The organism is Fluviicoccus keumensis (assembly GCF_004217445.1).
GTDB classification, from domain to species: domain Bacteria; phylum Pseudomonadota; class Gammaproteobacteria; order Pseudomonadales; family Moraxellaceae; genus Fluviicoccus; species Fluviicoccus keumensis.
Genome location: NZ_SHKX01000015.1, coordinates 87873 through 110160, shown reverse-complemented (window position 1 = coordinate 110160; position 22288 = coordinate 87873). Strand labels below are relative to the sequence as shown.

The 22288-nt window shown below is 60.7% G+C and carries 17 protein-coding genes and 1 tRNA gene; 6 read left to right on the top strand and 12 right to left on the bottom strand.

Annotated features, from left to right (window positions below; genetic code table 11):
* Positions 1-122: 122 nt before the first annotated feature.
* The 3 genes from EV700_RS14675 to EV700_RS14665 all read right to left on the bottom strand — a co-directional run bounded on the left by EV700_RS14675 (position 123) and on the right by EV700_RS14665 (position 2866).
* A complete protein-coding gene (locus EV700_RS14675) occupies positions 123-587 on the bottom strand; it encodes a flavodoxin family protein (RefSeq protein ID WP_130415147.1) in 465 nt (154 codons plus the stop codon).
* Positions 588-710: 123 nt separating this feature from the next.
* The gene (locus tag EV700_RS14670) at positions 711-1928 is read right to left on the bottom strand and encodes a DUF445 domain-containing protein (protein ID WP_130415145.1); all 1218 of its coding nucleotides are present in this window, start codon (positions 1926-1928) and stop codon (positions 711-713) included.
* 131 nt (positions 1929-2059) lie between these two features.
* The gene (locus EV700_RS14665) at positions 2060-2866 is read right to left on the bottom strand and encodes a prohibitin family protein (RefSeq protein ID WP_130415143.1); all 807 of its coding nucleotides are present in this window, start codon (positions 2864-2866) and stop codon (positions 2060-2062) included.
* On the opposite strand from EV700_RS14665, the gene dsbD reads away from it, so the two are divergent.
* Complete coding sequence (gene dsbD, locus EV700_RS14660) at positions 2865-4793, top strand: protein-disulfide reductase DsbD (protein WP_130415141.1); 1929 nt, start codon at positions 2865-2867, stop codon at positions 4791-4793. The genes EV700_RS14665 and dsbD overlap by 2 nt on opposite strands.
* A gap of 69 nt (positions 4794-4862) precedes the next feature.
* Positions 4863-5285: a DUF695 domain-containing protein gene (locus tag EV700_RS14655; protein ID WP_130415139.1), complete on the top strand. Its 423-nt coding sequence runs from the start codon at positions 4863-4865 to the stop codon at positions 5283-5285.
* A 24-nt stretch (positions 5286-5309) separates the two neighbouring features.
* Here the strand turns inward: EV700_RS14655 and EV700_RS14650 are convergent, their stop codons facing one another.
* The gene (locus tag EV700_RS14650; protein ID WP_130415137.1) at positions 5310-7766 is read right to left on the bottom strand and encodes a Lon protease family protein; all 2457 of its coding nucleotides are present in this window, start codon (positions 7764-7766) and stop codon (positions 5310-5312) included.
* 125 nt (positions 7767-7891) lie between these two features.
* Here EV700_RS14650 and EV700_RS14645 point away from each other — a divergent pair, with 125 nt between their 5' ends.
* The 3 genes from EV700_RS14645 (at position 7892) to EV700_RS14635 (ending at position 11122) form a co-directional block, all read left to right on the top strand.
* Positions 7892-9631 (top strand): proline--tRNA ligase, encoded by a 1740-nt coding sequence (locus tag EV700_RS14645; RefSeq protein ID WP_130415135.1) that lies wholly within the window; start codon positions 7892-7894, stop codon positions 9629-9631.
* Between the two features lie 77 nt (positions 9632-9708).
* A tRNA-Val gene (locus EV700_RS14640) sits at positions 9709-9783 on the top strand.
* Positions 9784-10009: 226 nt separating this feature from the next.
* A complete protein-coding gene (locus EV700_RS14635) occupies positions 10010-11122 on the top strand; it encodes a putative solute-binding protein (protein WP_130415133.1) in 1113 nt (370 codons plus the stop codon).
* 46 nt (positions 11123-11168) lie between these two features.
* Here EV700_RS14635 and EV700_RS14630 read toward each other — a convergent pair whose 3' ends face one another.
* From EV700_RS14630 to EV700_RS14600, 7 genes are all read right to left on the bottom strand, one after another.
* Positions 11169-12143 (bottom strand): tRNA dihydrouridine synthase, encoded by a 975-nt coding sequence (locus EV700_RS14630; RefSeq protein WP_130415131.1) that lies wholly within the window; start codon positions 12141-12143, stop codon positions 11169-11171.
* Between the two features lie 57 nt (positions 12144-12200).
* Complete coding sequence (locus tag EV700_RS14625) at positions 12201-12950, bottom strand: hypothetical protein (protein WP_130415129.1); 750 nt, start codon at positions 12948-12950, stop codon at positions 12201-12203.
* A 2-nt stretch (positions 12951-12952) separates the two neighbouring features.
* Positions 12953-13720: a hypothetical protein gene (locus tag EV700_RS14620; RefSeq protein ID WP_130415127.1), complete on the bottom strand. Its 768-nt coding sequence runs from the start codon at positions 13718-13720 to the stop codon at positions 12953-12955.
* Positions 13721-13735: 15 nt separating this feature from the next.
* Positions 13736-15442, bottom strand: a complete 1707-nt coding sequence (locus tag EV700_RS14615; protein ID WP_130415125.1) for a hypothetical protein — start codon at positions 15440-15442, stop codon at positions 13736-13738.
* Positions 15443-15713: 271 nt separating this feature from the next.
* Positions 15714-18167, bottom strand: a complete 2454-nt coding sequence (locus tag EV700_RS14610; protein ID WP_130415123.1) for a hypothetical protein — start codon at positions 18165-18167, stop codon at positions 15714-15716.
* A 219-nt stretch (positions 18168-18386) separates the two neighbouring features.
* A complete protein-coding gene (gene galE, locus EV700_RS14605; RefSeq protein WP_130415121.1) occupies positions 18387-19400 on the bottom strand; it encodes a UDP-glucose 4-epimerase GalE in 1014 nt (337 codons plus the stop codon).
* A gap of 33 nt (positions 19401-19433) precedes the next feature.
* The gene (locus EV700_RS14600; protein WP_130415119.1) at positions 19434-20441 is read right to left on the bottom strand and encodes a CobW family GTP-binding protein; all 1008 of its coding nucleotides are present in this window, start codon (positions 20439-20441) and stop codon (positions 19434-19436) included.
* A gap of 153 nt (positions 20442-20594) precedes the next feature.
* Here EV700_RS14600 and EV700_RS14595 point away from each other — a divergent pair, with 153 nt between their 5' ends.
* A complete protein-coding gene (locus EV700_RS14595) occupies positions 20595-21503 on the top strand; it encodes a TIGR01777 family oxidoreductase (protein ID WP_130415117.1) in 909 nt (302 codons plus the stop codon).
* Here EV700_RS14595 and EV700_RS14590 read toward each other — a convergent pair.
* Positions 21427-22209: a YdcF family protein gene (locus EV700_RS14590; protein ID WP_165391500.1), complete on the bottom strand. Its 783-nt coding sequence runs from the start codon at positions 22207-22209 to the stop codon at positions 21427-21429. The genes EV700_RS14595 and EV700_RS14590 overlap by 77 nt on opposite strands.
* Positions 22210-22288 lie beyond the last annotated feature (79 nt).

Below are 22288 nucleotides of genomic sequence, written 5' to 3'. Positions count from 1 at the left end.
CTTTTGTGGACTGCCGGTCATTATTTTTACGATGGCAAGATAAGGACGAATGTGCAGGAATGGCAAGGGTTTGCGCGGAAACCGACCTGTAACTTACCGGATGATTGTATGGCAAATGACGCTCAGAAAATTCCCGCTTCCAGCCCCGCCGCCAGATACAGTCCCGCCTCCTCCGCCAGACCGGCAAATTCCTCCCGCCACTCGCCGCGCAACACCAGCGGCTCGCGCACCTGCTTCCAGCGCAAACCGGTCAGGATCGTATCCAGCGCACGGCGGGTGCCGGTGCCGTCATGCCCGGCGCGGATGACAACCAGGCATGGCAATCCCTGCTTTTCTTCCAGCACCGGGTAATAGCAACGGTCAAAAAAATCCTTGAGCGCGCCGCTCATGTAACCCAGGTTTTCGGTGGTGAACAGCAGGATGGCGTCACAGCTACGGATGTCATCCGGTTCGGCTTGCAAGGCAGGCTTATGCATCACCTCCACCCCGGATATATCCGAATGCGCTGCTCCATGCAGGAGAGAGTCCAGCAAGCGCCGGGTATTGGGCGACGGCGTGTGGGCGACAATCAGCAGTTTCCTGGACACGACAACCCTCCTGACTCGGACCGGCTCCGAACCCGGTCGGAGTGCGAACAGCAGACAACAGCGGGACTTCCCTGAAACACAAAAGGAGGCCCCGGGCCTCCTTCTGGATTAGTTCATGCCCGCTTATTGCGCCAGCATGAAATGCACTTGCAATTCGCCCACCAGGAAGCCCAGCGCCGCGCCGACGGCAATCAGCGACCATTCGTCTTCCTTGAAGGCCGGACGCAACATGCCCTCGAACTCGGTCGGGGTCAGGCGCTGCATGCGCTCCACCAGCGTGTTGCGGATGTCCATCGCGTCTTCGGCGTAGGACTCCATGTGCTTCATGGTTTCTGGCAGTTGCGCCATGATGCGCTCGGCAACATTCGCCTTCATCTCGATGTACTGCTTGGTGCCGACAGCGTAGACCACCAGCGGCTTGACCATGCCGGACTGGTTATCGATCATCAGGCGGACATGGCGATGGATCAGGTCCATGATGCGGTCGCTCATCGCGCCGCGGCAGAGCTCTTCCACCATGTTGGCCGGGGTCAGCAGCTGCTTGGAAATCAGGGCAGCGTAATCGCGGGCGACTTCATGCTGGCGACGCAAGAACAAGCCCTGGAAGGTAATGCCCAGGTACTTTTTCGGCTCCAGCGGGCGGAACATCATCTGCAGCGCCGCCCAGTCACTGAAAAAGCCGACAAAGCCGCCGAAAGCGGGCAGCATCCAGCCCTGCTTGAAGATCAGCCAGCACACCATCTGGATCAGGCCGATACCAAAGCCGAAATAGAAACCGGCGTTGCTAAAGAAACGGAACTCCTGGCGTCCCACTTTCTTGAAGATGTCGTTCAACATGCTCTTGTCCTTGAGCAGGTTGCTGATCACCATGTGCTTGATGTCGAAGTACTTGGCGACATCCTTCTGCACTTCGGTCATGACCGCTTCGACCACGGCGGGGGCTTCCGCCTGCACTTTCTTGATCACTTTCTGGCGGGCGAAGTCCGGCATGGCTTCCCACAAACCCGGCTTGTAGGTCTGGGCGACCTCGTGGACGATTTCTTCCACGGCCGCCGTCATCGGCACTTCAATTTCCTTGGCAATGCGCTTGGGATCAAGGCGGGCGAAGATTTCCTCGGCGCGGATCAGGCGGGTGGTCATCAGCTCCACGGAAATGGTGGCCATCTTCACGGCCTTGCGCGGCACGATGCCCTGCCAGCCGAAGAACGGCTTGATGCCGACAAATTCCAGCGGCGAGAACATCATCTCAATCGCCACCACCTTGGTGACATAACCGATGAAGCCGCTAATGAACGGAATGGAGATGTACAGCCACATATGGGCCTGGAATTCTTGCCACATGAAAGTGTCCTTGCCGGGTCTCAGCCCTGTTCAGTAGATCAAGTCGGTTTTGACCCGTTAATGTGATGGATTCACACTGACGGGTCAATGCTCATCGGCGACAGAAGCTGGCGTCATCAAGGCCAATCGGCTTACTGGTTGCTGCGCAGGTCAATAAAAGGCGTTGAACCGCCGGTAACTTGAGGCAGTTTGCCGTCCCATTTTTCGATGGCGCGCTGTTGCATTTCAATCTGACGCAGCTTGATCAGGTTTTCGGTCACGTTTTCCTTCTGCACGCGCAGGGCTTCTGCCTCGGCGCGGGCCTGCGTCATTTTCTGTTCGGACTCGATCCGGATGCGTTCCAGATCACGTTCGGCCTTGAGTTTCAGCTGTTCGGCCGTGGTCTTCGATTCAATGGCGTTACTGAACTCGCGGGAAAAAGCGAAATTGACGATGGAAAACTCGTCAACGATGACGCCGTTATGCGCCAGCCGCTCACGCAGCAGGGAACGGATCTTGTCGCGCACTTCCTGACGGCGGGAAACCAGCTCCTCCGCTGTGTAGACTGCAGTGGCCGCCTTGACCGATTCCTGCACCGCCGGAAGGATGATGCGCTCGGCCACCTCCGCCAGCGTGCCGACGGTCTGGTAGGTTTCAGCCACCCGCGTCGGGTCCAGGTGGTAATTGATGGCGACGTTGGTGGTGACTTGCTGCAGGTCCTTGGAGGCGGCATCCCCCTGCCCTTCCCCCTTTTGCACCTTGACGTCCATCACCACGACTTTCTGCATGATGGGGATACGGAAATGCAGGCCTTCGCCCATGATGTCTTTTTGCACCGCACCGAAATTCATCACGACGCCGCGCTCACCGGCCCCGATCACGACGAAGGGGTTCAGGATTAACACAAGCAGTAATGCGCCGACGCCCATAACCGCGTATTTTATAAAGTTTACATTCATGGTCGATTCCCTGGAGTTTCCCTTGAGGCCTAACCCGTTCAAGCTAATCATATTTGTCCTGACATGGCTAGCATGGGGCTGCGCCGCCCAGGCCGCCGAACTGAAACGCCTGGATGCCGCAACGGCAGGGTTTGGCGGCTCCAAGCCTACCGCCGCACGCGAATTCCTCCCCGCCGAACAAGCCTTTACCTTGCTGGCCAGCCCTCAGGGCGACGGGGTTTCATTACAGTTCAGCGTGACGCCCGGCTATTACCTTTACAAGGATCGCTTCAAGTTTACGGTCAACAGCGGCAATGTCCTGCTGGGCGAGGCTGTTTTCAACCATGCGCCGGAAATCAAGGATGATCCGGAGTTCGGGCGCGTTCCGGTGTATCACAGCGACGTGCTGGTGAACCTGCATCTGAGCGGCCAAGGGGAAATCAAGGTCAGTTGGCAAGGCTGCGCCGAAGCCGGCCTGTGCTATCCGCCGCAATCGCAGACTATTCCCGTCAGCGCCGCCGCCCGCACGCCAGATATCCGCATTACCCCGAAAGATGTGAGCATTCCCATTCCGACCATTGTGCCCACCATCACCTACGATGTGGACGATGAAGGACCTGACACCCCGAATGCCGCTCCGGCCACCGCCGCAGCGGCCGGCGATACCCTCCCAGCCGCCGGTTCAGCCACGGACAGTTTCCACTTGGCCGACCGGCCGCTGCTGGCGCTGCTGACCCTTTGGGTACTGGGGCTGGGGCTGGCGTTTACTCCCTGCGTACTGCCCATGCTGCCGATCGTCGCCAGCCTGGTGGCGCGCCAGCATGCCGCCAATGCGCGCCAGGGCTTCCTGCTGGCGCTGGCCTATGGCATCGGCGTGGCGACCAGTTACGGCACGATCGGCGGGCTGGTGGCTCTCTTCGGGGGCAAGGCCAATCTGTCATTGTGGCTGCAGCATCCGGCGGTGCTTGTTGTATTCAGCCTGCTGTTCGCCCTGCTGGCGCTGGCCAGTTTCGATGTCTTCCACCTGCAACTGCCTGCGGGGTTGCAACACCGGCTGGACGCGCTCAGCCGCAAGGGCAAGGCGGGCAGCTACGCCGGCACGCTGATGATCGGCTTCTTTTCCGCACTGGTGGTTTCTCCCTGTGTTTCCGCGCCGCTGGCGGGCGTGCTGCTCACGGTTTCCGCACACGGCAATGTGACCATGGGATTCGCCGCCTTGTTTGCACTGGGACTGGGACTGAGCACGCCGCTGATGATTCTCGGCGCCAGCGAGGGTCGCTTCCTGCCCAAGTCCGGCACCTGGATGAACCGGGTCAAGCAGGCGTTCGGCGTGATGTTGCTGGGGGTGGCGATCAGCTTGCTCAACCGCCTTTTGCCCGGCCCGGCGACACTGTTCCTGTGGGCGGTGCTGGCGGCGGGTACGGCTTTCTGGCTGAACCTGTGGGGCGGCAAATGGCGCGTGTTGTGGCGGACGTTGTCTTATACCGGCCTGATCTGGTCGGCGATGCTGCTGGCGGGCGCCGCCAGCGGCGGTTCCGATCCCTTGCAACCGCTATCGCATTGGGGTCAGGGCAATCCCGCCGATGGGGCCCGCGCCTTCCGCACCATACACAGCAGCACCGAACTGGATGCCTTGCTGGAAACCTCGCGCAGCACGGGTCAGCCCTTGCTGCTCGACTTTTATGCCGACTGGTGCGTCAGCTGCAAGACCATGGAACGCGAGGTTTTCGCACAACCGCAAGTGCAGGATCGCTTGCAAAACTGGCTGCTGGTGCGCGCGGACATCACCGATAACACGGCAGCCTCGCGGCAGTTGCTGGACCGCTTCCAATTGTTCGGCCCGCCCGCCGTACTGATTTTCCGGCAAGGCGCCGAGGTCACGGAAGCCCGACGGGCCGGGGAATTGACCCTGGATCAATTCGAGCAATTAATTCGGCAATACCCTTGAGAAAGGTGTGCAAATCCTCCGCGGCTGACCTATGGTTTTGATGAAAGGGGCTTTGACCGGAGTGACAAAATGGAACAAGAGTGGCTGACCGCTTCCGCGGACTTCGAGGACGGAACCAAGAAAATCTACAGCGTGCGGCAACACGCGCCGGCAGGCGCGGATCCCGACGCGTTCTCAACCGTGGTGGTCATCGAATGGATTTTCGAGGATCAGTTGCCGGATCAGCACCTGCTGCAGGAAATGCAGGCGTTCCAGGAGTTGCTGGACCCGCTGGATGACGCCGAGGAAAGCTTCCTGGTGCACATCATCACCGGCGACGGCCAGCGCGAGTGGTGCTATTACACCCGCAGCTATCCGCGTTTCATCCAGCGCATGAACAAGCTGCTGGCCGGGCACAAGCATTACCCGCTGGATATCGAGTACCAGGAACATACGGACTGGGAGTACTGGGAAGAAATCCGCGAGTATGTGCAGGAAGGGGCCGAAGGCTAGGCCCCATTCCGTCAAAGGCATCGGCTATTCGGCGGCAGCCTTTGAATCGCCGCCCTTGCCTTTTTTCTTGCCCTTCTTCTTTTTGCGGCCGCCGCCCTCGCCGTCATCGCGCTCGGCTTTATGCCAGCGCTTCAGCTGTTTCAGCACCCGGCCGGTAATGCTGTCATCGGGGTAATGCCCCTTGGCGTCCGGCGTCCCTATCGGCATGCCCAGCAGCAACTCCAGCGCTTCCTCGGCGCGGCTGATGGCATAAATGGTGAAATGCCCCTGCTCCACCGCTTCCAGCACATCGGCGCGCAGCATCAGGTTGCGCACGTTCTGCACCGGCATCACGACGGCTTGCTTACCGGTGATGCCTTTCAGCTTGCAGGCGGCGAAGAAACCCTCGATCTTGGCGTTGATGCCGCCGATCGGCTGCACGTCCCCGACCTGGTTCATGGAGCCGGTAATGCCGATGCCCTGCTGCACCGGGATGCCGCTGATGGCCGACACCAGCGCCGCCAGTTCGGCCAGCGTGGCGCTGTCGCCGTCGACGCCGCCGTAGTTCTGCTCGAAGGCGATACTGGCGGAAAAATGCAGCGGCCGTTCACGGCCGAAACGCGACTTGAGGAAGCTGGACAGGATCAACACACCCTTGGCGTGCAAGGGGCCGCCCATGTCGACGGTGCGCTCGATATCCAGCACGTCGCCGCCGCCGTGATGCACGGTGACGGTAATGCGCGACGGCATGCCGAACTCGCTGTCGGCGTAATGGATGACGGTCAGGCCGTTGATCTGGCCGACCACGCCGCCGTCCAGCGTCAGCAATTGCGTGCCGTGGGCGATGTCTTCCAGATAGTATTCGCGCAACTGGCCGCGACGGCGTTCCTGTCCGTTCAGCGCCAGCCGTACATGGCGGGAGGTGACTTGCTTGGCGTCTTCCGACTTCGCCCAGAAATGCGCTTCACGCAACAGGTCGCCGACGCTGGCGGCATGCAGCGACAGCTTGAACTGGTCTTCAGCCGAACGCGCGCTTTCCTCGATCAGGCTCATCAGCGCGCTGCGGTCAAAGGGCATCAGCTTTTCCTTGGCGACGCAATCCGCCAGGAAATGGCCGTAACGCTGTTCGTTGTCGAGGCTGCGCGGCATGGTGCCCGCGAAATCGGCGCGGATCTTGAACAGTTGCTGGATTTCCGGATCGTATTCCTGCAACAGGTAAAAGGTTTCCGGATCGCCCAGCAGCACCACCTTCAGGTTCAGCGGAATCGGGTCCGGCTCCAGCGAGATGGTGCCGGTCAGGGTCAGCATCTGCTCCAGCGACGACTGCTTGATGGCGCGCGACTTCAAGGCACGCTTCAACCCTTGCCAGGCGTAGGGCTGCTCCAGCACCTGTTCGGCTTCCAGCATCAGGAAACCGCCATTGGCGCGGTGCAGCGAGCCGGCGCGGATCAGGGTGAAGTCGGTGGCGACCGTACCCATGTAGGTGACCTGTTCGACATGCCCCATCAGGTTGTAGTGCGTCGGCAGGTCTTCGAACACCACCGGCGCGCCCTTCTTCGGGTTATGCGACACCACCACGTTGATCTGGTAGCGCGAGGGAATGGCGTTGTCGGACGTGACGCTGGCGACGGCATCCTGCTCGTTGTCTTGGGCGTTGAGGATCAGGTCGATGTTGTCGACCACGTCCTGCTCGTAGGCCTGCAGGTAATCGGTGAAGGCCTTGAGGTCGCTGAACTGGTCATGCACGCGCTGGATCAGCGGCTTGATCGTGGCCAGCGCCACTTCCTCGTTCAGCTTCTGCACCTGGTCGCGGTTGATCTCTTCCAGACGGCCGAGTTTTTCGGCCAGCTTCTGCATGCGCTCTTCCATGTCGCCCATGGCCTTCTTGCGCTTGTCCTGTTCTTCCGGCGGCAGGGTGTTGAACTCCTCGACGTTCATCACCTCGCCCTTGTCGTTCACCGGCGAGAAGCCGTGACCGCCGGGCGTGCGCAGCACCAGTTTCAGGCCGCGCTTCTCGCCCTCGTTCGCCAGCTCCTGCAAGGCATTCTGCTGCGCCGTCGTCAGTTCACCCTTCAGGCTTTCCACCCGGCCCTGATAGGCCTCGTGCTGGAAGGTGGTGAGGATGGCGCGGCTGAGCTGCCGCCACAGTTTCGCCAGCGCCTTCTGCATCAGCGCGCCCTTGCCCGGCGGCAGCTGCAGCGCGATCGGCTTGCGGGGATCGGCGAAGTTGTTGAGATAGCACCAATCGCTGGCCGGCGGCAGGTCCACGGCCATTTCCTGCAACAGCCGCTTGATCATGGTGCGCTTGCCCAGACCGTTGGAACCGACCGCGAAGATGTTGTACCCGTCGTGCGGCATGGCCAGCGCCATGTGCACCGCCTCGCGGGCGCGGTCCTGGCCCAGAAAGTCATTGAAGGCCTTGGTGCGACGCGTGGACGCGGGCAGGGATTCGGCATGGGCGGGTTTGTACAACTGGTCTACGGTCAGGGGTTTGACAGGCATGAAGGCTTCCGGGGGACAGCGATATTTCGGGGAAAGAGGGTCATATTAGCAGTTTTCTCCGGGGGGCTGTACGCCGTACAATCGCGCATCCGTCCGACCTGTTCATTTTCTACTGGAACCCGAATATGCGCGCCAGCCGATTCCTGCTCGCCACCCTGCGTGAAACCCCCAGCGATGCCGTCGTTATCTCCCACCAGTTGATGCTGCGCTCCGGCATGATCCGCAAGGTCGGCACCGGCCTGTACAACTGGCTGCCGCTGGGTCACCGCGTGCTGAAAAAGGTGGAAGCGATCATCCGCGAGGAAATGAACCGCGCCAACGCGCTGGAAGTGCTGATGCCGGTGACGCAGCCGGTCGAGCTGTGGGAAGAATCCGGCCGCTATGTGCAATACGGTCCGGAACTGCTGCGTTTCAAGGACCGCCACGGCGCGCCCTTCGTGCTGGGCCCCACCCACGAAGAAGTGATCACCGATCTGGCGCGCAACGAACTGCGCTCCTACAAGCAGCTGCCGGTCAACTTCTACCAGATCCAGACCAAATTCCGCGACGAGATCCGTCCCCGCTTTGGCGTGATGCGCTCGCGCGAGTTCATCATGAAGGATGCCTACTCCTTCCACGCCGACCAGGCTTCGCTGCAGGAAACCTACGACGTGATGTACGACACCTATTGCCGGATCTTCACCCGTCTGGGTCTTGATTTCCGTCCGGTGCAGGCGGATACCGGCAGCATCGGCGGCACTGGCTCGCACGAATTCCACGTCCTTGCCTCCAGCGGCGAGGATGACATCGCCTTCAGCAATACCAGCGATTACGCCGCCAACATTGAAATGGCCGAAGCCGTCGCCCCGGCGCAGCCCCGCGCCGCCGCCTCGGAAGATTTCCGCGAAGTCTCTACCCCGACCCAGACCGCCTGCGCCGATGTCGCCGCCCTGCTGGGCGTGGGCGTGACCCGCACCGTCAAGGCCGTGGCCGTGGTGAGCGAAACGCAAGCCGACGAGAAAGCCCCGGTGGTGAAGCACTTTACCCTGCTGCTGGTGCGCGGCGATCATGACGTCAACGAGATCAAGGCCGGCAAGCTGGCCGGGCTGAAGGATCACCGTCTGGCGACCGAAGCCGAAATCGTCGAGTTCCTCGGCTGCAAACCCGGCTTCATCGGTCCGGTGGGCGTCAGCAAGGCCGTGCGTGTCATTGCCGACCGCACCGTGGCGGTGATGAGCGACTTCATCTGCGGCGCGAACAAGGAAGGCTTCCACCTGGCCGGCGTCAACTTCGGCCGCGACCTGCCGGAACCGGAAGTCGCCGATGTACGCAACGTGGTGGAAGGCGATCCCTCCCCCGACGGCCAGGGCACGCTGGTGATCAAGCGCGGCATTGAAGTCGGCCACATCTTCCAGCTGGGCACCAAGTATTCGCAGGCGCTGAACTGCAACGTGCTGGGCGAGGACGGCAAGCCGTTCACCGTCACCATGGGCTGCTACGGCATCGGCGTCACCCGCGTGGTGGCTTCCGCCATCGAGCAGAACCACGATGAGAACGGCATCATCTGGCCGGACGCCATCGCCCCCTTCCACATTGCGCTGGTACCGATGAACTGGGCCAAGTCGATGCGCATCCAGGAGGAAGGCGAGAAGCTGTACCAGACGCTGGTTGCCGCCGGTTACGATGTCTTCTTCGATGACCGCAACGAGCGCCCGGGTGTGAAGTTTGCCGACAGCGAGCTGATGGGCGTTCCGCACCGGCTGGTACTGGGCGAGAAAGGACTGGACCAAGGCTTTATCGAGTACAAGGGCCGCCGCGATAGCGAAACCACGCATATCCCGCTGGATACCCTGCTTGATTTCCTGAGCAAAACGATAAAAAAATAAACAGTCGGGGCGTGTTGGCGCACGCCCCCCTTGAACGATGGATGCAATCTGGTATCATGCACCCCTCGTTGAAAGACGGGCGATTAGCTCAGCGGGAGAGCACTACCTTCACACGGTAGGGGTCACTGGTTCGATCCCAGTATCGCCCACCAAATACCTTGAAAACAGGCGCTTGCAAGCGCCTGTTTTCATTTGCGCGTCATTCCTCCCTCTATCCCCCGCCTGTTGAAGCGCCTCGCGCACCGCATGCAATTCCACAAATTTGTGCCATAATCGATCGATAACGCCGGTGGGGGACATCTGCCCCGCTGCAGCCTAACAACGATGCGTTGACAATAATCACAGGCCCCGACAGGGCCCGGCATAAGGATGAATCCCATGTTTTCGAGCCTCAAAAAGAATCTGCTTCACGTCTGCCAAGCCGGTCTGCTGCTGGCCGGCGCCAGCGCCATGGCCGCCGACCTGCTGCCGTTGGCCACCGACCTCAAGCCCGGCACCGAAGGCCTGCCCGCCGCCTTCGCCAAGCCCCTGAAAATGTCCATCTGCTTCTTCGACATGCAGGGCCGCAACGGCGAGTACTATGGCCGCGCCCAGGATCTGGCGCTGATCGCCAAGCGCTGGAACATCCAGGCCACCCTCAAGGTCTTTACCGAGGAAGAAGACGCCGTCAAGGCCTTCAAGGCCGGACAATGCGAAGGCGCGGTGATGTCGACGTTGCGCTCGCGTGAGTTCAACCGGTTCATGGGCAGTATTGATGCCCCCGGCGCCATACCCACCTACCAGCACATGCGGGTGGTGCTGAAGACCCTGCTGGACAAAAAGATCGAGCCCTACACCATTTCCGGTCCTTACCAGACGATCGGCGTTTATCCGCTGGGCGCGCAATACCTGTTCACCCGCGACGGCAGCACCAAGACGCTGGATGCGCTGAATGGCAAGAAGATCGCCATCCTGAACTGGGACAAGACCCTGAACACGCTCATCGGCAAAATGGGCGCGACCCCGGTGGCCGAGTCCCTGAGCGGTTTCGCCAAGCCCTTCAATAAGGGAGAAGCAGACGCCATTCTGGCTCCGGCCGTGGCCTACTACCCCTTCCAGCTCGGTCAAGGCATCGGCGACAAGGGCGGTGTCTTCAAGACGCCGATCACGCAGCTGACGGCGGCTCTGGTGATCAACCGCGACATGATCCGCAAGAAAACCGAGGATGTGGATGCCCGCGTGGCGGCTTTCCGCTCCATGTCCGCCCAGTTCCTGGAAGACATGCTGAACCAGTTCTTCATCAGCATCGACCATCAGGACAAGGATGTTCCGGGTAAGTACTGGATTGAACAGGAGCCCGCTCAGGCTCAGGCGCTGGAAGACTTCCTGACCAAGTCCCGCATCGAAATGACCAAGGAAGGCCTGTACGACGCCCGGATGATGAAAATCCTGAAGAAGGTGCGTTGCTCGCTGGACACCACCCGCGCGGAATGTACCGGAACCGACGAATAATCCCGGTCTGGTCAACCCAAAAAGGATGCCCTCGGGCATCCTTTTTTTATGGGCGTTGCAGCTCGAACCGTATTTCTTCCACGTGTTTCAAACGTTTCACCCGCGCAAACAGGGCCGAGGCTTCGGGATAGCCCTGCGTCAGCATTGCCAGCCATTGCTTATAACGACTGACCATGCCGTGTTCGGTCCATTTCGCCCCGCTGCACGCCTCAACCGGATTGATTCCCGCCTCTTCCATATGCGCCAGGAACTGCTTCTGCCACGTCACCACCTCTGGCCAGGTCAGCGTGAAGTTTTCGCCGCGCAACTGTCGGACCAGATCCGGACGGGAAACCGCCCCCCGCCCGATCATCAGGTCTTCGCAACCGGACAGGGCGCGGCAACGCTCCGCCTCGGCGGGGCTGACAATATCGCCATTGGCGATGACCGGCATGGTGGTCGCCTCGCGGATACGACCGATGGCGTCCCAATGCGCGGGCGGGCGATAGCCGTCGGCCTTGGTGCGGGCGTGAACCGTCAGCCAGGCGGCTCCGGCCGCCTCGATACCGCGCGCGTTGTCGAGCATGTATTCGCGGTCGTTCACGCCCAGGCGCATCTTCGCCGAGACCGGCACCTCCGGCGGCACCGCCCGCCGCACGGCGGCGACGATGGCGTGAACCACGTCCGGCTCATCCAGCAGCACCGCCCCACCCCGGTGCTGGTTGACCGTCTTGGCCGGGCAGCCGAAATTGAGATCGATGCCCGGCGCACCCAACTCGGCCGCGCGGGCGGCATTTTCGGCCAGTACGGCGGGCTCGCTGCCCAGCAGCTGGATATGTACCGGCGTCCCGGCGAACGTCCGGCTGCCCGTGAGTAATTCCGGGCAATACTGGTAAAAGGTGCGGGCAGGCAGCAAGCGGTTGGTAATGCGGATGAACTCGGTCACGCACCAGTCATAACCCTGCGGCCCGGCGATGCGGGTCAGCAGGTCGCGCATATGCACGTCGGTCAGCCCTTCCATGGGGGCGAGAATGAGTTTCATGGGGAAAGAAAACCGGGACGGAAGGCGGGTGATTATACCCGCCTCCGAGACGGGGTGTTACCGGCGGTGCTCTTCGTCCCAGTGCTTCTGCCGGTCTTCGTTGATGAAGTCGGGCAGCCATTTAACCCGGGGGAAGAACAGCACCCGCACCAGACCGATCAGCATCCAGCCATAGCAGGTGCTGAAGACAAAGCCGCACCACCAGGTAATGTATTCAAAGTTGTCCGATACATATTTGATGCCCCACCAGGAGGCCACATCGGTCAATGACGCCGCCAGGCCCACCGGAAACACCCACTGGTAGATTTTCAGCCGGTTGAAGTGCATCGAGAATGGGATACCGATAATGAAGAAACTGGTGGTGAAGCCGAACAGGTGCGCATGCGTGAAGGCAATCAGCTTGCCCTGCCCCATCTGATGGAAATAGGCTTCAGCGCTGCCATGCAGTCCCATCTGGTAATTGATTTCCAGCCCGCCGAAACAGAAGGCGATGCCGAACAGGATTACCGCCATGCCGATGCCGCGCTGGGCCGCTACCGGCAGGTCGTGCAGGTCGAAACGCATGGCGGTTTCGCGGAACGGAATCAGCCAGCGCACGATGAAACAGAAGGTAAAGAACAGGCCAAGCAGGGCTATCGGACCGCCGATGGTCATCCATTGGGGCTTCGGCGGCTCCACATGCACCAGTTGCGCATCGGGGATAGGCTTGTCGCTGAAGAAATCGAAACCCGCCTGATCGGCGCCCCAGGCCTGGGCGGTCAGCACCAGCAGTGGCAGCAACAGCCAGCGGTAACGCCACGGATTCATGATCAGGCTCCCTTCAGGCGCACGTACAGCAGCACCCCCGCATTTTTCACCGCCGTAGTGATGGCGGCATCCAGATCGCTGCCCTTGGGGGCGGGAACGGTTTGCGCCTGCTGACCGTTGAACGACGCGTAGACCTTGCTGCTCTTGGCGGCGGGCAGCTTGTCGGCATGCAGTACCGAGACCCCGGTAATCTTCAGGGCGCGGTCGGTGGTCATCAACAGGAAACCGGTCTTGCCCTGGAACGTGACCGGGAAAATCAGCGCGGTGCCGGCGGGATGCTGGTCCTTCACCGGCACATAGATGGTGTTTTCATCGGCGGCGCTCAGTGTCGCGCCCATGCTTTTCGCCGTGGCGATATCCGCCGGGGTCAGGATGGCGTCACGCGGCATCCAGGTCAGGATGCCCGGAAAACGCGCCTGGACTTCCTTGGGAATCAGGCTGGCCATGTCCAGCCAGTTGCCCGGCTGCTTGAGGGTGGATGCCTTGTCGCCGGGATTGGCCTTGCCCTGGGCCTCGGCGGCATTGGCCGCGCCATCACCGTCACTGTCGGCGGCGGCGATCCGGGCGAAGGTGGCGTCGTTCTTGCCCGCTTCCTTGAAGGCCTTGCCGAAGCCGTTCAGCGCTGTTCCCCCGCCTTCCGTATGGCAGGCATTGCACGACGGCATGTAACCGTACTGCTGCTTGTAGGCGCGCGCAAAGGCGGGCATGGCCTGGGCAGGCAGTACCGCCCCCAGGAGCAGCGACCCCATCAGGAATGGAAGCAGGCGCATAGAGTCCTCGTGATTTTAAAAGTCAAACATCCCCGGCACCGTCTCCCGCATCTTCTGGCGGTATTCCGGTCCGGCTTTCTTCAGCTTCTGGTACTGCACCGAGTCGCGCGGCGGCATCAGCTTCGAGGCCTTGTCGGTGCCTTCGTAGCGTTCCCAGTCCAGCGCGTCCCGGATTTCCTTCTTGGCTTGCAGATTGGCCAGCACCGCATCTTCGTTCGCGCCGTTCATGAAGTCCAGCCGCTTGGCGGGATTGCCGCGGTGGCAAGCAAAACAGTGTTCTTCAAAAGGCTTGAGTTGCAACTGGCGCACGATCTTCAGCGGCGGCACGCCGGAGGCGACCGGCGGCGACATTTCGTCGGTTTTCAGGCAGCAATAGTCACGAGGCTTGTCCAGCAGCGCATTCATCATCGCCACCCGTGAAAACGGCCTGGCGGCAAAGGTTTCCGGCGACAGGGAAGCAACACGGCTGCGCAGCTTGCGGATGTCATACCCGTACTGCTCGCCCAGGGTCTTGATGTCGGCATCGGTGAAAAACGAGGCCACACCGTAGACGCCGTCGATATCCGACGCTTTCAGTATCTGTTTCGGTGGCCGCACGGTCAGCGGATCCACGTCGGCGGCCAACGGCGGCAGCTTGTCGAAACGGCTGAGGTCCTCGTTGTCCTTCGCGCCTTCACCGAAATGGATATCGCGGGTAACCAGCGACTTCAGCCAGCCCTTGAACCCCTGTTTCTCACCGATCGGATCGCGGTTATGCAAATCGGACTCCGGGACGGTGATGCCCTCCTTGGGAAAGGTTCCGGCCTGCAACTGGCGCAACTTATTGGCCTCCGCACCCTGGCTGTCGAAGCCGCCGGGATTATCGGCATACAGCAGGGCCAGCGACAACATCTGACGCCGGCACTCATTCCCCTCCGCGCCACAGCCATCCAGCCACAACTTCTGGGTGGCTTTCAGGAAGTTGCCGACATCGGTCAACTGGTCAAAACGCTCCGGCATCGACAGGGGCTGGCGCACCGGAATACTGTGGTAAGGCTTGTCGCCACGGGCGGCGGCAATGGCGTTGGCAGTGGCCTGTTGTCCGTTGGTTTCGTTCCACGGGCGCTGAGAGAAGATCGGGGTGCCGCCCTGGTGACAGGTGGTGCAGATAGCGCGGCGGGCGTACACAATACGCGGCACACAACCCTCGCAATAATTCTGCACCAGCTGGAATTCAAAACGGCCGGCGGCTTCGTTGTAGCTCAATACCTCGATTTCCTTGGCATTTTCGACAAAGCCCAGAAACAGCTGCCCTTGCGGAGCCACGCCCAGCGCCGCCGGTGTATTCGGCTTCTGGTAGTCCGCGGCGACCACAATGCGCGGATGGGCGTCATCTGCTTGCCCTTTCAGCAGCGACCGTCCGTGCGGGATCAGCAAGGCTACCGGCGGTTGGCCCTCGGGGTGCTGCTTTTGCAGGAGGGCGACCAGCTTGCTGAAGGGGTGCGGCAAGCCGTCATTCTGGACGATGAAGTGGTCAAAGGCGGAGCGGGTGCCGGGGGGCGGCAGGTCCGATTCGAGAATCAGTTTTTCCGAGAGGGTCGGGGCATGCGCGGGCTGGGTTTTGGCCAGTTCGGCGATGGAGGTGGTCGAGGCGGCCGGTTGACGCAGTAGCATCCAGGCCGTGATGACCACCAGGACGGCGATTGCGGTAATGATCAGGGGCTTGCGGGGTGGCATGCGCATTCAGGCTTTTCTCGGGAACATTCGGCATCCGCCTGCCGCGGGCCTTACTTTTGTCTTGGCAAAAGTAAGCAAAACCGTGTCCGCCTCAAAACTCACCTGAGGCCGGGACGCTGTCGTTCCGCAACGATTCAGGCGCTTCGTTGCCCATCGGGTGGCTCGGACAGTTTCGGCGGACGGGTACTTTTTACTTTTAAATGTTTTATTAATTGACTGATTTATTTCGCTTTTTCCGGAATCCGGGAGCGCGGGGTTGCCGCGCTCCCTGTTCCGTTTACATCAGTTTCAGGAACTCCCGCAGGGCGTATTTGTCTTCCTTGCTCAGGTCGACACCGAACTGGTGTCCCTTGTTTTCGACCAGATCGTCACACTTCATGAACAGGGCGTCGTGCGGGTCGGCCGAGGCGGCGTAAGCCACCGGGGTGCCCTTCTTGATCGTGATCTTCGGCCAGCCCTGCATGTCCTCACGCGGGGTTACGACCATGTCCTCGTTCAGGGTGGTGATCTTCTGCGGACGATGCACCTTGGCCTTGGGATCATCGGAAGTCATCAGCTCGTCGAAGGCCATTTCGAACTGCTTGATGCGTCCGGCAATGGTGTAATCCGGCGAACCGTCCTTGAGGAAGGTGACTTCGCCCACGGCGTTGTTGTGCAGGAACGGAGCGGTGGCCCAGACCGACAGCAGCGAGATATTGCGCAGGTAGCCGGAGCCGCCGTCAATTTTGCGCTCGCCGAAGGTCTTGCCGCCCAGCCACGGAATCAGCCGGTTGAAGACACGCTTGTCCGGTTGTACAGCCGGGGAGTTCTTGTAGGTTTCGGACGAGAACTCTTCCCAGATGTGGCCCTTGCTGTGGTTGTCGTGGAAGGCGCGGCACTTGTTGGTGCCCACGATGTTGTACGGCGTGCGCTCGTCATTGCCCAGCCAGTCCTGACCGAAGATGCCCTTTTCAGCGAACTGAACCGGACGCAACTTGCCGCTTTCATCCTTTTTCAGGTACTTGGCGATGAAGTCCGGTGAATTGCGTTCGGCTTCGGTGAACTCGTACTGCCAGTAGTCTTCCTTGCCGAAGACATGGCCGTCATAGAACTTGGCCAGCGCTTTCTTGTCGGCGCGGATATTCTCCGGGGCCATCTTGGAACTATGGCAACCTGCGCATTCGGCGGCGAAGATCTTGCGACCCTGCGGCACCACCTTGGTGTCGACAAACTGCGGGCCGGCGACGCCGTTGCTGTCCTTGGCGGCCATCAGGTACGTGGGACCGCCGGTAATCAGGAACGCTGCCAGATCATCCATCTTGGCATCGGCATAGTTCCACGGATCGCACTTGGCGGCGCACTGCATGATGCGCATCGGGCTTTGCTTGGTGCCGCGACCGATCAGCTGGCCGGGGAACGGGAAGTTGGGTACCCAGCATTCCTCGGTGCACATGCCGATGTTCACATAGACGCGGATCAGCGCCAGATGTTCGCCAACGCTGTCTTCCCCGCCCTTCAGCACGTGGCGGGTATGGGCGGAACTGATCTTGCCGGTAACGGGGTCCTTCATGTCCTCGGTGAACATGCGCTTGTTCGAGAAGTCCATGATGTTGTTCTGGGTGCCGGGGTTGTGCATCCAGTCGGAAGCCACCAGCGAGGTATCGATGGTGCCGAGACGGCCGCCCATGACAATCTGGTTGGCCGGCGACGCCGACGGCGCGCCCTGGAAGAAGGCCAGCGGCTGGCGCGTATGCTGGTTGCCGATGGTGGCGCTCAGGTTTTCCCACTTCGGCTGGTTCGGGTTGACCGGCGGATTGGTCGGATCGAAACCGACGTGGCACTGCACGCAGGGGTGACCGATCACATAACGCTTGTTCTGCTTGATTTCATTGACGTCGTAGGCGGCGGTGCGCGGGTCGTAGACCACCTTGCCGCTACTGTCCTTGACCGGGTCGGCGTAATACTTGCGATAGCCGAGCACGCCGGAGGAATGCGGGTCCTGGCACTTGTCATACCAGTTGGTGGAAGCATCGCCCTGCACGCAGTCCGGATCGTTGATCAGGCCCCACTTGGTAAAGCGCTCGTTACGGGTGCGGGTGTCCAGCCACGGGTAATACATGTGCTCCTTGCCGACGACGCGGGTCTGGTGCAGGTAGTTTTCATCCTGGTTGCCGAACGTGCCCTTGAACCAGACATCGCGGCCGCGACGGGCCTGCTCGCGCATGGCTTCGGCCTTGGCCGGGTCTTTCGCCTCGACATCCTTGAACAGGCCGGAGACATAACGGCAGCCTTCCGCATCATAGCCGGTGGGCTGAGGCTGATTGCACGGCGGCGGCGTGTACTGGGGAATGGCCTCGAAACCCCAGGTCACGGGATCGCCGCGCTTGTGGGTGTCGGGCGACTTGCCTTCCGGCCAGACCTTGCGGGCGGCCAGGGTGTCGTAGAAGTGATCCTTGAACCATTGCTCGCGCTGCTTCCAGTACGGCGTACCGGTATAAACACCGGTAGTCAGGTCACGGGTGACCAGATCCTCGATGGATACGCTGCGGTTGGTGGAGCGATAAGGTTCTGCCGACACCGGCACATGCCCTGCGGGCAGATCATACGGCGTCAGGGCGGGAACCTTGGGAACCGGGATATTCGCGGGAACCGGCGGAACTTCCGGCGGCGGGGGCGGCAAGGTCAGGAAGTGCACGCCTGCTGTCACACCGACCACCGCGAGTGCGGCGATTCCCCATGTTTTTTTCTTCATGACATCCCCCCGTGAGCAATTGTTGTGCAAGTGTAATCAGAATGTTTAGCATTCACAACTGGTGCAACTGCTCTAATTTTTGTTGTATTTCAAAGAGTTATTTGCCAATTTCCAGAGTCTTTACTCTAAAAGCGGGAGCCTGGAGCCGCCTTCGCGGCCAGCCCTGAGAATAGCGGCATCCCCGGAGCGTGGCCACCCGTTTTTGAAGCCCCTCACCCTTCAGGCGGAGGCATACCCGGCCGGATTTTGCCGCTGCCAGTTCCAGGCGTCCCGACACATGGCTTCCTGATCAAATTCCGCCGCCCAGCCGAACAATTGTTGCGCCAGAGCAGGATCGGCATAACATGCCGCCACATCACCGGGGCGGCGACCCACTAGTTCGTAAGCCACGGGCTTACCCGAGGCCCTTTCGAAGGCCTTGACCATGTCCAGTACGGAGTAGCCTCGCCCGGTTCCCAGGTTGACGGTGACCAGCCCCGGATGCGATTCCAGATATTGCAAGGCCTTGACGTGGCCGCGCACCAGATCCACCACATGGATGTAGTCTCGTACGCCGGTACCGTCATGGGTGGGGTAATCGCTGCCAAACACGCTCAGACGGGACAACTTACCAGTCGCCACCTGTGCAACATAAGGCATCAGGTTGTTGGGAATACCGTTGGGGTCCTCCCCGATGCGACCGCTAGGGTGCGCCCCGGCCGGATTGAAATAACGCAGTAGAGCAATACGCCATTCCGGTTGGGCATGGATCAGGTCACGCAGGATATTCTCGATCATCAACTTGCTGCCACCGTAGGGATTGGTGGCGGAAAGCGGAAAATCTTCACGGATGGGAACCGTATGCGGATCACCGTAAACCGTCGCCGAAGAGCTGAAGACGAGGCAACGGACATTGGCGGCGGCCATCGCCTGCAGCAGGGTCACCGAGCCGCAAACATTATTGTCAAAGTAATGAAGGGGCTCCCTCACCGATTCACCAACCGCCTTCAAACCGGCGAAATGGACCACGGCGGAAATCGGATATTGCGCGAAAACACGATCCAGCAACGCCCGATCGCGGATATCGCCTTCAATCAGGGGAAAATCCTTGCCGGCCAGCTCCCGGGTCCGGCGCACCGCCTCCGGCTTGCTGTTGCTGAAATTATCCAGCGCCAGCACCTCATACCCCGCCTTCACGAACTCAATGGCCGCATGTGAGCCAATATATCCGGCTCCGCCTGTCAACAAGATCATTGCTCTGTCCTTTGCTGTTAAACCGTTTGTACATCATCTCACATTTAAATGACCATGCTCTGGCAGCTGTGTCGCCAGTAGCTGCTTTTCCAACGCCTCCCAGTCCGCTCCGCCGGACACGATCAGCTCGAGGCGGCTGTCAGCGGAGGGACTCCGCGAGTGCAGCCCTGCATCCAGCCCGGTCAGGTTCACTTCCAGCCAGCCCTGGTCGGTATGAATGACCCCTTTGATCCGGTCGGCGCGACAGGCAAACAGCAGGTTCAACAGGTCATTATGGCGGAAGCGCCAGTCTGCCGGAAAGACCCAGCCGCCAACCTCGAGGTCCAGCACCAGTTGGTGATAATGGTAGGGCGGGATTTGCGGGGAAGCCGGGGACTCCGTGGCCTGCCGGACATGCAACAGCGACCGTTTCACCAGCCGGGTATGACGACGGGGTATATCCAGCAACGCCGCCGGCAGGTCGCCTCGGGCGCTGAAGGCCGCTTCCCGTACCGGGGGCGGCAGCTGCGCGGCAAAATCCCGGGCCTGTTGCCGCCGGGCATCATCCAGCAGGTCGTCCTTGCTGAAAACAAGGACATCGGCAATGTCCGCTTGCGCCAGAAAGGTTTCGTGGGTCGTGACGCGCGGGTCATCCAACTGGCGGGCATCGACCACGCACAGGGTGGCGCGCAGGTCCAGCGTCGACCGCCAGTGATCCTCGGTCAGGTTCTCCACAATCTGCCGCGGATGACCCAAACCGGTCGGCTCGACCAACAGCCGGTGCGGACGCGCCTTGGCCAGCAGTTGCGACAGCGCCACCTGCATCGGCAAAAAGTTGGCGCAGCAGATGCAGCCGCCCGCCACCTCCTTGATATGAATGCCGTCAGCGTTGTTTTCGATCAGGCTGCCATCAATGCCGATCTGGCCGAACTCGTTGACCAGCACCGCCCAGCGCTCGCCGGCGGGGCGACGCTGCAGCAGGCTGCGGACCAGGGTGGTTTTACCTGCGCCGAGGAAGCCGGTGATGATGTTGGCGGGAATGGCTTGCAGGATGGGTTGCATGTCCAGGGCCGGATAAGGGAATGATGGATCGGGATTGTTCCACGGATGCCGGATCGGGGTAAACCGCTATGACAACAGAATAATGCGTCCAATAGCCATCCCCCGCCCTCACCCGCTACACTCCGCCCCATTCGCACACTCCGGGCATGAACCATGCGCATCCTCCTCACCGGCGGCACCGGCTTCCTGGGCAGCCACCTGACCCCATTGCTGCTCAAGGAAGGCCATCACGTGACCATCGTGACCCGCCAGCCCATGAAGGTCTTCACCCGTTACGACGGCATGGTGCGCGCGCTGCGCCGTCTGGCCGACCTCACTGTCAACGACCACTTCGACGCGGTGATCAACCTGTCCGGTGAAGGTATCGCCGACAAGCCGTGGACGCATCCACGCAAGCTGGCGCTGTACACCAGCCGCGTCAATTTCACCGAGGAACTGGTCGACTGGATGCGCCGCGCCGTCAGGCCGCCGAAGGTATTGCTGTCCGGCTCCGCCATCGGCTGGTACGGCGATCAGGGGGATGCGCTGCTGGATGAGGACTCGGCGTTCCATGACGAGTTCACCCACCACCTGACCCGCGACTGGGAAAAGGCGGCGATGGAGGCCCGCAAGATCGGCGTCCGCGTCTGCCTGCTGCGTACCGGCGTTGTCCTGGGCCGGGCCGGTGGCATGCTCCGTCGCCTGCTGCCCGTGTTCGGCCTTAGCCTGGGCGGCCGCATGGGCGACGGACGGCAGTGGATGTCGTGGATCAGCCTGCAGGACTGGCTGGCGGCGGTGCTGTTCCTGCTGGCCGATGATCGTCACGACGGCGTGTTCAACCTGACTTCACCGCAGCCGGTCACCAACACCGACTTTACCGAGCAACTGGCCGAGGCGCTGGGCCGCAAGGCTTTCCTGCATGTGCCGGGATCCGTGCTGCGCATGCTGATGGGGGAAATGTCAGTGCTGATGCTGGGCGGCCAGCGGGTGCTGCCCAGCCGCCTGCTTAATGCGGGCTTCCGCTTCCGGGCGCCGGCGTTGCGGAAGTCGCTGGAACTGGAGTTGGGGATGTCCGGTAACTGAAGCGGTATTTGACCTGTCCAAGCAATTCGCTGAGGCCAAATAAATTAATCAGAAAAAGATCTGCCCGAGGCTCCAAAGCCCTTGGGGCACTCTTCATGTACGAAAGCGGATATCCTGTTGGAGCGGGAATGACCTCAAAGCCATAATATCTGAAAATCTGCCAAGAACGTCCCATATGCCACGCATCTGTAACCAGCACAACGCGCTTGATGCCTGCTGGCAGAAGCATTCGAGCTGAAAACTCCGCATTTTCAGCCGTTGTTTGGCTTTTGTCTTCCATCCAAGTCACAGACAATCCATAGTCTTGTTTTAATGTTTCCTTCATGCCTTTGGCCTCAACCCCAGACAAGGCCAAAGGCAAGCCTGTCCGATGAGCCAATTGGACCGCATATCTCAATCGCCCCAACGAGTAACCGCCGGCAACCTCTATGTCCCCAGTTTCAGGACTTCTATACAGACCACTGCCCAAGACAACAATCGCCTGCGCCCCTCTACTGACCAATGTCTGAGGAGCCACTTCGGGCGGGAAATAACCGGTAGCACTGATTAACCCGCGTGTAACAGCCGCCGTGCATAACAAATATAATGACATAGCCATTGTCCCCAAAAGGGTGGTCATTATCCTTAACTTACCGGCCCTGCCCAACCAGATAGCCAGCAACAATCCCCAAATCAATAAAAACGGTAGAGAAAAGAAAACTTTCATCAATAAAGGCCATCCGGTCGGACGCGGGACATGACGACCGTCCCCCCGCTGCGTTATTCTATCCGACTTCATTTTTCCC